Consider the following 12,389-nt stretch of genomic DNA (forward strand, 5'->3'; position numbering starts at 1 on the left):
TGTTTGTTTGTCCATCCTTTAGTCTGCAGCCATTGTGTTGACGACTTTGAAAGGATGTTTTCGTATGCTGGAACTGATTCACAAGCAAGACCCCGCTCCCCGTTTGCGGCAACTGGCGCACGCCGTCTCGGTGGCCGTGCTGGTGCTGGGGGTGCCTGGCGTGGCGCATGCACAAGCCCCTCTCGACACCGTCATCGTCACGGGCGCGCGCGGCACGGGCCGCACGGTGGCCAACAGCGCCGCCCCGATCGACGTGATCAGCGCGCAGCAATTGCAAGCGACGGGCAAGTTGAACTTGCTCGATGCGCTGGACACGGCCTTGCCATCCTTCAACTTGCCAGCCCGCGTGCAGCCCGACCTGGGCAGCATCGTGCGCGCGGGGCAACTGCGCAACCTCGACCCCTCGCATACCCTGGTGCTGGTCAATGGCAAGCGCCGGCATACGACGGCCATCGTCAATGAGGATGGCTTTCCCGGTTCCGTCGCCACGGACCTGGCCCTGATTCCCACGGGCGCCATTGCCCGCGTGGAAATCCTGCGCGACGGCGCCTCGGCCATCTACGGTTCCGACGCCATTGCCGGCGTCATCAACATCATCCTGAAAGCGGATGACAAGGGTAGCTTCAGCACGCAACTCGGTTCCACCTACGCGGGTGACGGCACGAACGGTTCCGCGCGCATCGATGGCGGTACGCGCCTGGGCGAACACGGCTTTGCCCACTTCGGCGCCGAAGTCCAGCGCCAGGGCATCGCCGTGCGCAATTTCGGGCTGAATCCCGGCTATCTGTCGTACCCGGCCGTGCGCAACAGCGATGGCCAGCTGGTCAAATTGGGACCGAACAACAGTTTGCCTGCCGGCGCTACGCCGAACCCGGCAGAAGCAAACCGCAACAGCAATCCATGGCGTAATACGGGCGTGCCGCAAAGCACGACCGCCTCGCTCAGCGCAAACCTCGGCTATGACCTGTCGAACGAGGTGCAACTGTACGGCTTCGGCACGTATGCGCACCGCAATGCCCGCTCGGCGCAGAATTTCCGCCTGCCCAATACCATTTTCAATAACAACAAAGGCTTGCTGTCCGTATATCCGGACGGCTTTACGCCGTATGAAACGACGAGCGAAAACGACTTTTCGCTGACAGGCGGCATCAAGGGCGAGACGGCCGGCTGGTCCTGGGACCTGAGCACGACGTATGGCCGCGACGATATCGACGTGGGCGTGGAGCACTCGGCCAATTACTCGCTGACCTATCCGGGCGGCAAGACGGATTTTGACATCGGCAATCAGCGTTACAGCCGCTCGACCACCAATGCCGACGTGCGCCGTCCCGTGCCGCTGGGCTTGAGCGAGCCGGCCGACTTGAGCCTGGGCCTCGAGTACTCGCATGAAACGCAGCAGCGCAGCCCGGGCGAGCCCGCTTCCTGGCAGGGCAGCGGCTCGTCGGCGCTGGCCGGCTACCTGCCCGTCGATGCATCCGACACGGCGCGCCACAGCTATGCGGCGTACATTGACCTGGGCGCGAAACTGACGCCGCAGTTGCTGCTCGACACGGCACTGCGCGCCGAGAAATATTCCGATTTCGGCAGCAAGACGACGGGCCGTTTGTCCGCTCGCTATGACGTCACGCCCACGGTCGCCGTGCGCGGCACCGTCAGCAATGGTTTTCATGCACCGAGCCTGGTGACGCAATCATATTCGAACACGTCCGACCATGCGGGCGTGCCGTATACCCTGGCGCAGCCGAACTCGGCCGCTGCGCGGGCACTGGGCGCGCAAGCCTTAAAGCCGGAAAAATCGACGAATCTGTCGGCCGGGCTGACCTTCAATCCTACGCCCACTCTGCGTCTGGCCGTTGACGCGTATCAAATCAAGGTCAGCGACCGCCTGGGCGTGTCGTCGAACATCGGTATCGACCGCAGCTCGGGCGTGGCGCTCGACGGCAGTGGCCGGCCGCTGACGGGGGCGCAAGCAACCGTCATTGAAAACCTGCTGCGCTCGGCGGGGCTGACGGTAGGCAATGGCCTCGTCGCGCATTACTTTGCCAACGTGGGCGACACACGCACGCGTGGCATCGATTTCACCGCCGAGGATGTCTTGCGCGTGGCCGATGGCAAGCTGCGCTGGACGGCGGCCGCCAATTTCAACCACACGAGCCTGGTGGGCAAGGCGGCCTTGCCGGCCGTGCTGCAAGGCTTGCCGAACATCGGCACCCTGAGCAAGTCGGCCGAGTACGACTTGCTGTACCGGGCCCCGCGCGACAAGGAAATCCTTACCCTGGCGTATGAAAAAGCCGGCTGGACGTTCAACCTGCGCGAGACGCGCTACGGCAAGCTCAAGCGCCTGAACGCCATCACGGGCGGCGACTACCAGCTGAAAGCCGCCTTCGTGACGGATGTCAGCCTAGGCTACGACGTCAGCAAGCGCATCAACGTGACGGTGGGCGCCAACAATGTCTTCGACCAGAAACCGGGCCAGCTGCCGCGCGCAGCGCGCAGCGCCGCGAATCTGGCGCAGTACACAGGCGCCTACGATAACTCGGGACCGCTTGGCGTTCTCGGCGCTTATTACTACGCCCGCGCCACGGTGCATTTTTGATCCGCCTTCTCTTCATACTTATCATCAAGAACAGGAAATACCATGTCTGACAACAATCAACACGCGGCCATCGATCTGGAATGGGCCAATCTCCTCTCGCCGCAGCGCCGCACGGTCTTGCGCGGCGGCGGCCTGGTGGCGGCATTGGCCGCTTCCGGCCTGGCGGGGACGGCCCTGGCGCAGGATGGCGCAGTCAAGCGCGCGAAACCAGCACTTGGCAAGAGCCCGTGGGGCGAGCATACGGACACGGCGCCCACGCCGCGCCCCGTCAGCGTGCGGCCCGGCGAGGAAACCTTGCCGTCGACACCGCGCGCCTACACGGATATCGAGAGCTATCACGCGCATATCTATTTTGACGAAGACAGTTACCAGAAGGCGGCGCTGATACGTCGCTGGGCGGCCGAACGCTTCCAGATCGAGCTGGGCGACTGGAACCTGGAGCCGCGCGGCCCGCACGTGACGCCGTCGTTCTATTTCGGCTTTACCAATGATTTATTGCCCGTGATCGTGCCGTGGCTGCAGCTTAATAGCCTGGGGCTGACGATACTGATCCACCCGAACACGGAGGATCCTCGCGCCGACCACCTGTATTACGCGCTGTGGGTGAACCGCTCGCAGCCCGTGAATGGCTATGCGATGAAGAAGCCGGGACCGGGCGAGCCGCGGGTCGAGCAGATTTTTGTCAACACGCGTCCGACGGTGAAAATCGAAACGTCGCGCGCATGAGCTGGGCATAAAAAAACGCCACGCCAGTGTGAGCTGGCGTGGCGTTTTGACGGAAATGCCGTGTATTAGCCGTGTTTCTGGATGAATTCGCCGATTTTCGGGCAAATAATCTCGCGCCAGCGGCGGCCCGAGAAAATGCCATAGTGGCCGCATTTCGGCGCCACGAAGTCTTGTTGCATCTCGGCAGGAATGCCGGAACACAAGTCATGCGCCGCCTGCGTCTGGCCGGCGCCGGAAATGTCGTCCAGCTCGCCTTCGACCGTGAACAGCGCCACGTTCGTGATGTCTTGCGGACGCACCAGCTGGCCGCCCACTTTCCACGTGCCCATCGGCAGGCTGAATTCCTGGAAAACCGTTTTGATGGTTTCCAGGTAGTACTCGGCCGGCATGTCCAGCACGGCGTTGTACTCGTTGTAGAACTGGCGATGGCCTTCCGCCGGCTCGTCGTCGCCCGTCACCAGGTGCATATAGAACTCGCGGTGGCTTTGCGCGTGGCGGCCCGGATTCATGGCGATGAAGCCGGCGTGCTGCAGGAAGCCCGGATACACCTTGCGGCCAAAGCCCGGATAGTTCGGTGGTACCGCGTAGATCACGGTGTTTTCAAACCACGAGAATTTCTTTTCCGTCGCCAGGTTGTTCACTTGCGTGGGCGAACGGCGCGGGTCGATCGGGCCGCCCATCATCGTCATGGTTTTCGGCATGTGCGGATCTTTGGCCGTCGCCATCAGCGAGATGGCTGCCAGTACGGGCACGGTCGGTTGACAGACGGAAATGACGTGCAAATCAGGCGCCAGCAGGCGGATGAATTCCTGCACATAATAAATGTAGTCGTCCAGGTGGAACGGGCCTTCCGTCAGCGGTACCATGCGCGCGTCCGTCCAGTCGGTGATGTAGACATCGTGCTCGGCCAGCAAGCCGCGCACGGTATCGCGCAGCAGGGTCGAGTGGTGACCGGACAGGGGGGCAACCAGCAGAACTTTGGGCTGTTGCAAGCCAGTGGCTTCTTTTTTGAAGTGAATCAGGCGGCAAAACGGTTTGGTGACGACAACGTGTTCGCGGATGTCGACGCTCTCGCCTTGGACGAGAACGGATTTGATGTCGAATTGTGGTTTTTCGTAGTCTTTGCCAAGGCGGTACATCAGCTCGTAGCCGGCTGCGATGCGTTGCGAAAACGGGGTGTGGGCCAGTGGAGAAACCGGGTTGGTAAATAACTTGGAGGACATGTCTGCCCATTGCATCACCGGAGTGAGGAAAGAGCGTTGCAGTTCGTGCAGTTGGTAAAGCATATAGAGTCCTTGTTTAATTCCAAGCGCCAATATCGGCTCAAATATCATAATCCAATTTTACGATATTTGTTGAGGACAAAATGTGCATTACCACGCATAGGTCCACAGTTTGCGCTTTGGTGTGACAGCGCGCCACACTTGCGTGGATAGACCTGCAACGATGCTTTAAAAGCAAAAAAAGCAGCGTTTCCGCTGCTTTTTGTCTATTTTTTTGCCGCTACGCCCCTGCGGAGAAGAATCTTCCCGCCGGAACGGCCGCGGCATCGCCGTGTGTTTAGCGCACCAGCATGTCGAGCTTGTCCTTGACGTCCTTGAATTGCTCGGCTTCCGGCAAGGCAGCCTTCGTCTTGGTGATCGACGGCCAGTTACGCGCCAGATCGACGTTGATCTTGATGAAGGCTTGCTGGTCGCCCGGCACGTCTTCTTCCGCGAAAATCGCGTTCACCGGGCATTCTGCCACGCAGACGGCGCAGTCAATACATTCGTCCGGATCGATCGCCAGGAAGTTCGGGCCTTCCCGGAAACAATCTACCGGGCAGACATCGACGCAGTCGGTATAGCGACAGGCGATGCAGGATTCGGTGACAACGTGGGTCATAACAGTCCTATCAATTTTTGGGGAGGTGCTGTAGCGCCTGCAGGAAACTCGGCGGCGCATACTAAAGCAAAGCATTGTATTTTAAGGCAATTCGCTATTTCTCACAAATCCCGCTTATATACAATACGTATAAGCAAATTCATTTTTTGGCAGTGCCGTTGCCGCGCAGAGTGGGCAATTCAGCGACTATCCGGGACGTTGCCATAAAGAACGCGGCAAGAAAGCGACAGTCGCCCGCCGGTGCGGGGTGCAGGGCGGGCGACGCAAGGGCTTGCCGTGTGGCGTTTTTGTTTTACTCAAATCAAGATCAGTAAAAATAAGTGCCAAACATGTGCCAAACAAGTGCCGGAACAATCAGGCGCTGGCGCGTATTTGCGTCAGTAACTGTTGCCAACGTGCATTTTCAGCACTGCCATCCTCGGCAAAGGTGATGGTGCGGCGCGCGGCAGGGGCGTCGACGGTGATCTGCCATTTGGGGATATCGGCGCCCACCTGCTCGCCTGTGGCTTGCGGGTGCGTGAAAAAACCGCTGCTGGCCAGTGCCGCTTCCAGCCCGGGGCCGGCCGGGTGGGCCTGCGTATCGATCTCGTACTGTTCGCTCAGGCCGGCAAAGCCGCCGCTGCTGCGGGCTGAAATTTTCATGCTGCTCCTTCTTGAGGATGGTGGTGGGGACGTGATGCGGCATGTCATCGCCTGTGGCTGACTGCTGGCTGGTGGGCGCGTACGGCGTTATCGGGGGGCGTAACTGCGGCACCAGGCCGCCAGCGCTTCGCGTTCCGCTTCCAGCAATTGATCGGACTCGCTGTATTCCGCATGGTTCATGGTACCGCAGCAGGCCCGCCTGTCTTGCACGGCACCCTCGTCATCGACGATGCCTGCGGCAAAGTTCATCTGTCCATCCCCCGTCATGGCGTTCTTGAGCACTTCGCGCACGGTAAAGCTGTTGCGGATGAAATCCAGGTAGGTAGTGTAGCCATCGGCCTGCGCCAGGGTCAGCATGTGGCCAGCCACGTCGGCGTACGTGGCTGCGTGATCGGGGGACGCCACCAGGGCGCGCAAGACCAGGCTGCGCAGGTAGTCGCCGCAACGGTGCAGCACGGCCGCGTCGTCTTCCAGCTGGGGCTGGCGTTCGTGGGCAAAGATGTCGGCCAGGATGTCGTAGATGGCGCCCGTAAACACTTGCGAGATGGCGTGCACTTCCGTGCCTGCTTCCGACAATTTGATGTCATTGTCTGCATTGCGCAAACCGTTAGGCCGGCCCAGCGCCAGGCCGAACTGCTCCGCCAGGTCGGCCAGGAAGGTTTTATCGTGGAGGTCGGATTTGGTTTGCGCGATCACGGCTTCGACCTGGTCCAGCTGCGACAGGGCCAGGAAGATGGCCGTCAGGTCGCCGAACGATTCATGCAAGCCGCCCGTCTGCGGTGGATTATTGTTGAGCAGCCAATTCGGCTTGAGGCCGTCGAGGATGGCGTGTCCTGTTTCATGCGAAACGATGTCGAGCGAACGGCAGGTGTAGACGCGTTCGGTAGCGCCGCTGGGAATAAAGTCGCCAAACTTGAGGGCGTTGTCGCTGCGGCTGTAATAGGCATTCATGACGTTGGGCAAGCCGTGCGGGAACACGCGCAGCGGTTCCGTATTGTTGGCGTTGTTCCATTGCCAGGGCAGGGGCGGCGCCGTGTCGTTGCTGGCCATCGCGCGCTGGTACATGGTGAGCGTCATGCGCACGATGGCAAACGTGTGCACGGCGTCGAACTGGTCGGTGTTGGGCGAGACGATGAAGTCGCCAAAGGCGTTCGGGCTGACCCGGGCGATGCCCGGTTCGCCAAACGTGATGCGCGCGTCGCGCGGGCCTTGCAGGGTCAGGCCGGGCAGGAAGGTCTTGCGCGTGCCCAGCTCGCTCACGGACGGGTCTTGCTTCCAGATCAGCACGCGCGAACCGACAGGCACGGCGGCCAAGTCGCGGGCCGTTGCCTCGGTCAGGCGCGGCCGACCCGGCTGCAGGGTCAGTTGCGCATTCTTGCGGTGCTGGCGGTAGGGCGCCGAGGGGGTGGGGACATAGCCGACGGGCAAGGACACGCATTTGGTCAGCACGGCTTCGACCGGCACGATGACTTTCTGGTCCATGGTAGCTCTCCAAAACACTCGCAACTGGAATGGAGATAGTCGGCCTGCTTCGCTGGTTTCGGTTTGATGTGGCGCAAGCGCCGCACAGGAAAGCGCGGTTTTTTCCATGTGCCGGCATTCCCCATGGCTGCGGCTGCCACGTGGCGGCTGGTATGATGCTGGCCGTATGGCACCCGTTTTTATAATAAAAGGATCGTTTGATGGCGGATATAAATATAGTTCAGCAACATAAGCTGACAGCAGAAAAGGCGCGCGCAGCGGCGCAGCAAGTGGCCGACAAGCTGGCCCAGGAATATGACCTGGCGTGCGCCTGGGATGGCGACGTGCTGCGTTTCGAGCGCAGCGGCGTCGATGGGTCGCTGACCCTGGAAAAAGAGCAGGCGCAACTGCAAATCAAGCTGGGCTTCATGCTCAGCGCCTTCGCCTCCACGATTGAAGGCAAGATTGCCGAGAAGATGCGCAAGGTGTTTACCGAGCCAGCTTGAGCCGCTTGTCTGGCGCCATGTTTGGTGCTAGGGAACGTGTCGCAGTGATGGGCGAAAAGACGATGAAAACCCGTCGCTTTTCGCCTTTTTCACGTCTGACTGTACGCTGGCGAACATTGCTAGCACATTTCTATTTGGAAAGCCATTGGACTTTGGTGGCTTTTTGCGTTATACTTGAGTCATATTTACAACAGCTACACCGCGTTTCACCTTCTGCTTCGCAGTACTCCCCACTCGCTGAGTGGTGAATAATTCTTCGGGTTTTACACCCGCATCCAGTTAAAAGTAGCTTGGTCGATTTTTTCGGTCAAATACATTTGGTGCCATGTATTTGCATGGCGCTAGCGTTGTTAAAAGTCCTGAACCACAGCCTCTTTTAGCACGCACACGGCACCCCGGCACCGGCCTTGGCCATCCGCTGGTCACACGCGTGTCACCCCCTGTTTCCTGTCGCTCCCGTGCGCTTTTTGCGCCGTGGCGTAGCCGACGCAACAGGGTTTGCTGATTCCCGCCGCAAGCTGGCAGCTTGCTGGGTTTCATTCCATTCGTCAAATCGAGGGAGAACCACATCGTGGCAAAACAAATCATTATCGACCATGTGTTCAAAGTGTTCGGCGACAAGCCAGAAGAAGCACTTGAACTCGTTCATCAAGGCGCCAGCAAGCAGGATATCCTGGCCAAGACCGATTGCACCATCGGCGTTTTCGACGCCACCTTTACCATTGAAGCGGGCGAGATCTTCGTCATCATGGGCCTGTCCGGTTCGGGCAAGTCGACCCTGGTGCGCATGCTGAACCGTTTGATCGAGCCGACCGCCGGCCGCATCCTGATCGACGGCAACGACATCAATACCTTGCCGGACGCCCAGCTGCGCGCCCTGCGCCGCAAGGACATCAGCATGGTGTTCCAGTCGTTCGCGCTGCTGCCGCAAATTACCGTGCTCGACAACACTGCCTTCGGCATGGAACTGGCGGGTATGCCCAAGGCCGAGCGCCATGCGCTGGCCCAGCAAGCGCTGGAGCAGGTAGGCCTGGATGGCTACGGTGCCAGCTATCCCGACGAATTGTCGGGCGGCATGCAGCAGCGCGTGGGCCTGGCCCGTGCGCTGGCCTGCGATCCATCGATTTTGCTGATGGATGAAGCGTTTTCCGCGCTCGATCCGATTATTCGTACGGAAATGCAATCGGAACTGCTGCGCTTGCAGCAAATCAAGCGCCGCACCATCGTCTTCATTTCGCATGATCTCGACGAAGCCATGCGCATCGGCGACCGCGTCGCCATCATGAAAGACGGCCACGTGGTGCAAGTGGGCACGCCGGAAGAAATCCTGCGCAAACCAGCCAACGATTATGTGCGCAACTTCGTGCGCGGCGTCGATGCGGCGGCCGTGTTCAAGGCCAGCGATATTGCCCGCAAGAGCCAGATCGTCGTGTCGGAATCGCCGAGCCGCGGTTCGCGCGCCGCGCTGTCGATGCTGGAAGAGCAGGATCGCGCGTTTGCCTACGTCGTCAATCCGCAGCGCAAGTTCCTTGGCGTCGTGTCGGCCGATTCGCTGCGCAGCGCGCTCGACGGCCATGTTGGTCCGCTGGGCCTGGCGCATGCCTACCTGCCCGACGTGCAGACCATCAACGCAGATGAGCCAGTCGCCGGCCTGTTCGGCCAGGTGGCGCAACTGCCTTACGCCGTCCCTGTGGTGGCCGATGACGGCAGCTTCCGCGGCGCCATCAGCAAGACAACCTTGCTGAAGTTCCTTGACCGCGACACGCCAGCCATAGCCGAACAACAACAGAAAGGACAAGCATGAACCCAAGCACCGTTTCCACAGTAGAAGCTGTTGTTGAGCAGCCAGCCGCGCAAATCAATCCCTGGGCGCTGACGCCGCCGACCGACGCCAGCACTGCCTGGCTGGACGCCGCCGCGCCTGCCGTGCAGCCGGAACATGCGACCGGCTTTCACCTGACGCAGATTTTCGACGGCTCGCTGCCGCTGGAAAGCTGGATCAACCAGGGCCTGGGCTGGGTTGTCGCCCATTTCCGCCCTTTCTTCCAGGCAGTGCGCGCGCCGATCGATAGCACCCTGAACGGCGTGGAAGGCGTGCTGCTGGCGGCCCCGTCGCTGACGGTGATCGCCATCATCGGCTTGCTGGCGTGGCAATTTACCAGCCGCACCCTGGCCGTCGGCACCGTGCTGGCGCTGCTGGTCGTGTCGATGCTGGGCATCTGGCCCGAAGCCATGACGACCCTGTCGCTGGTGCTCACTTCCCTGGCGTTCTGTCTGGCCATCGGCTTGCCGCTGGGTATTTTCCTTGCCAGCAGCGACCGCGCGCAGAATATCCTGCGCCCCTTGCTCGACGCCATGCAAACGACGCCCGCCTTCGTCTATCTGGTGCCAGTGGTGATGCTGTTTGGTATCGGTAATGCCCCAGGCGTGATCGTGACGATTATCTTTGCCCTGCCGCCGCTCGTGCGCTTGACCAACCTCGGTATCCGCCAGGTGCGTCCCGACCTGATCGAAGCGGCCCGCGCCTATGGCGCCTCGCCGTGGCAGTTGCTGACCCGCGTGCAGTTTCCGCTGGCCATGCCATCGATCATGGCCGGTATCAACCAGTCATTGATGCTGTCGCTGTCGATGGTCGTGATCGCCTCGATGATCGCCGTCGGTGGCCTGGGCCAAATGGTATTGCGCGGTATCGGCCGCCTGGACATGGGCCTGGCAACCGTCGGTGGCCTGGGCATCGTGCTGCTGGCCATCACCCTGGACCGCTTGACGCAAGCGATGGGCCAGCCACGCCGTGGCGTGCGCCACTGGTACCAGACGGGTCCTGCCGGTTTCGTGCTGCGCCTGGTGCGCGGCAATGCAGAGAAAAATAATGTTGAACAGCAAGCTACGCTGGCCAACGCACAATAAAGGAAGCACATGCATCAAATTGACAATTTTAAAGTGACGCAAAAATCGCAACGCAAGTTCCAGCTGTTTTCCGCCCTGGCGATTGCCGCCATGGCCCTGACCACCAGCCTGGCCATGGCGCAGGCCCCGGCCGTGGCCGCCGATGCGCTGCCCGGCAAGGGCGTCAAGGTGCAGCCGCTGCAAAGCTCGATCGCGGAAGAAACCTTCCAGACCATGCTGGTCGACAAGGCCCTGGAAAAGCTCGGCTATGAAGTGCAGCCGATCAAGGAAGTGGAATACCCGACCGCGCATATCGCCATCGCCAACGGCGACGCCACCTTCATGGCCGTGCACTGGGACCCGATGCACAAGGATTTCTATAACAATGCGGGCGGTGACGCCAAGCTGTTGCGCACGGGCCAGTATGCGGGCCCTGCCGCGCAAGGTTATCTGATCGACAAGGCGACGGCGGAAAAGTACAACATCACGAATATCGACCAGTTGCGCGATCCGACCCTGGCCAAGCTGTTCGACCATGATGGCGATGGCAAGGCCGACTTGACGGGCTGCAACCCCGGCTGGGGCTGCGAAGCGCTGATCGAGAACCACATGGATGCGTACAAATTGCGCGAGACGGTGACGCACGTGCAGGGCAGCTATGCGGCCCTGATCGCCGATACCCTGGGCCGCTACAAGCGTGGCGAACCGATCCTGTACTACACGTGGACGCCATACTGGGTCAGTGGCGTGCTGGTGCCGGGCAAGGACGTGATCTGGCTGAAAGTGCCATTCTCGGCCAATCCGGACAAGGTGAATACCCGCCTCGACGATGGCAGCGATTACGGTTTTTCCGTCAACACGGCACGCATCGTGTCGAACAAGGCCTGGGCCGAGAAAAACCCGGCCGCGGCCAAGCTGTTCGAAGTGATGCAGCTGCCCGTGGCGGACATCAATGCGCAGAATGAGCGCATGCGCCGCGGCGAAAACACGCAGGCCGATATCGCCCGCCATACGGCCGGCTGGATCAAGTTCCACCAGCAAAAGTTTGACGGCTGGATCGCGCAGGCGCTGGCGGCAGCCAAGAAGTAAGTGTTAACGCCGTTTCAACATGAAAAGTGGCTACCGATTTGGTAGCCACTTTTGCGTTAACGGCCTGTTTTTGTGGTTTTTGGTGAGTTTTTAGCCGTTTTCGGCCAGTTTCAGGTGCAAAATGGGGAAAGGCTTGCCGAACGGGTCAAGCGGCGAGCGGTTTTCCACGATAAAGCCCAGGTGGCGGTAAAAGCCATATGCCTGCGTGTTGTGTTCGTTGACGTCGACTGCCGTGGCTTTCATGCTGGCGATGGCGAACTGGACCAGCGCGCGGCCGGCGCCGCTGCCGCGCTGGTCGGGATGCACGAACAGCATTTCGATCCTGGCGTGCTCGACGCACAGGAAGGCGTAAACGACGCCGTCATCGGCGCGCAGCACATGCAGCAGGCGTTCGGCCGTCACTCTGGCCAGCTCTTCTCGTACGAAGGGCATCAGGAAGGCGATATCGCTATCGGCGAGGAAATCGTGGGTGGCGCGTACGGACAGGTACCAGACGTCGAACAAACGGGGCAGGTCGTCGGCATGCGCCAGCGAAACCTGGGAAATCAGTGATGGTGTCATGCAGAAATTATACTGCCCCGACAGGCGCCGGGGCAGGG

11 protein-coding genes are annotated in these 12,389 nt (G+C 60.6%); 6 read left to right on the top strand and 5 right to left on the bottom strand.

Translation table 11 applies throughout. The features are described 5' to 3' along the window. Positions 1–64 precede the first annotated feature (64 nt). Both FG13_RS24210 and FG13_RS24215 read left to right on the top strand, forming a co-directional pair. Positions 65–2,596: a TonB-dependent receptor plug domain-containing protein gene (locus tag FG13_RS24210; protein WP_051959401.1), complete on the top strand. Its 2,532-nt coding sequence runs from the start codon at positions 65–67 to the stop codon at positions 2,594–2,596. A 42-nt stretch (positions 2,597–2,638) separates the two neighbouring features. Continuing rightward, complete coding sequence (locus FG13_RS24215) at positions 2,639–3,322, top strand: DOPA 4,5-dioxygenase family protein (RefSeq protein WP_035825100.1); 684 nt, start codon at positions 2,639–2,641, stop codon at positions 3,320–3,322. A gap of 65 nt (positions 3,323–3,387) precedes the next feature. Here FG13_RS24215 and FG13_RS24220 read toward each other — a convergent pair whose 3' ends face one another. From FG13_RS24220 to FG13_RS24235, 4 genes are all read right to left on the bottom strand, one after another. Next, complete coding sequence (locus FG13_RS24220; protein WP_035825103.1) at positions 3,388–4,608, bottom strand: polyhydroxyalkanoate depolymerase; 1,221 nt, start codon at positions 4,606–4,608, stop codon at positions 3,388–3,390. Positions 4,609–4,882: 274 nt separating this feature from the next. Beyond that, positions 4,883–5,206 (bottom strand): ferredoxin FdxA, encoded by a 324-nt coding sequence (gene fdxA, locus FG13_RS24225; protein WP_034782458.1) that lies wholly within the window; start codon positions 5,204–5,206, stop codon positions 4,883–4,885. A gap of 354 nt (positions 5,207–5,560) precedes the next feature. Continuing rightward, positions 5,561–5,848 carry a protealysin inhibitor emfourin gene (locus FG13_RS24230; protein ID WP_035825106.1) on the bottom strand — a complete coding sequence of 96 codons (288 nt, stop codon included), beginning with the start codon at positions 5,846–5,848 and terminating at the stop codon, positions 5,561–5,563. An 87-nt stretch (positions 5,849–5,935) separates the two neighbouring features. Continuing rightward, entirely contained in the window at positions 5,936–7,330 is a 1,395-nt protein-coding gene (locus FG13_RS24235; RefSeq protein ID WP_035825108.1) for a hypothetical protein, read from the bottom strand. Positions 7,331–7,530: 200 nt separating this feature from the next. Between FG13_RS24235 and FG13_RS24240 the strand changes: the two genes are divergently transcribed. The 4 genes from FG13_RS24240 to proX all read left to right on the top strand — a co-directional run bounded on the left by FG13_RS24240 (position 7,531) and on the right by proX (position 11,790). Next, on the top strand, positions 7,531–7,815 hold the full coding sequence (locus FG13_RS24240; RefSeq protein ID WP_035825110.1) for a polyhydroxyalkanoic acid system family protein: 285 nt from the start codon (positions 7,531–7,533) through the stop codon (positions 7,813–7,815). A 571-nt stretch (positions 7,816–8,386) separates the two neighbouring features. Then, complete coding sequence (proV, locus tag FG13_RS24245) at positions 8,387–9,619, top strand: glycine betaine/L-proline ABC transporter ATP-binding protein ProV (RefSeq protein ID WP_035828675.1); 1,233 nt, start codon at positions 8,387–8,389, stop codon at positions 9,617–9,619. Next, positions 9,616–10,722, top strand: coding sequence for a glycine betaine/L-proline ABC transporter permease ProW (gene proW / locus FG13_RS24250; RefSeq protein WP_035825112.1), 1,107 nt, complete (start codon positions 9,616–9,618; stop codon positions 10,720–10,722). The genes proV and proW overlap by 4 nt, the downstream gene beginning before the upstream one ends. A 9-nt stretch (positions 10,723–10,731) precedes the next feature. Then, complete coding sequence (proX, locus tag FG13_RS24255; RefSeq protein WP_035825114.1) at positions 10,732–11,790, top strand: glycine betaine/L-proline ABC transporter substrate-binding protein ProX; 1,059 nt, start codon at positions 10,732–10,734, stop codon at positions 11,788–11,790. A 90-nt stretch (positions 11,791–11,880) separates the two neighbouring features. Here the strand turns inward: proX and FG13_RS24260 are convergent, their stop codons facing one another. After that, complete coding sequence (locus FG13_RS24260) at positions 11,881–12,351, bottom strand: GNAT family N-acetyltransferase (protein WP_051959403.1); 471 nt, start codon at positions 12,349–12,351, stop codon at positions 11,881–11,883. Positions 12,352–12,389: the final 38 nt, after the last annotated feature.

Origin of the sequence: Janthinobacterium sp. RA13, from assembly GCF_000745325.1 — a bacterium.
In the GTDB taxonomy this organism is placed as follows: Bacteria; Pseudomonadota; Gammaproteobacteria; order Burkholderiales; family Burkholderiaceae_D; genus Janthinobacterium; species Janthinobacterium rivuli.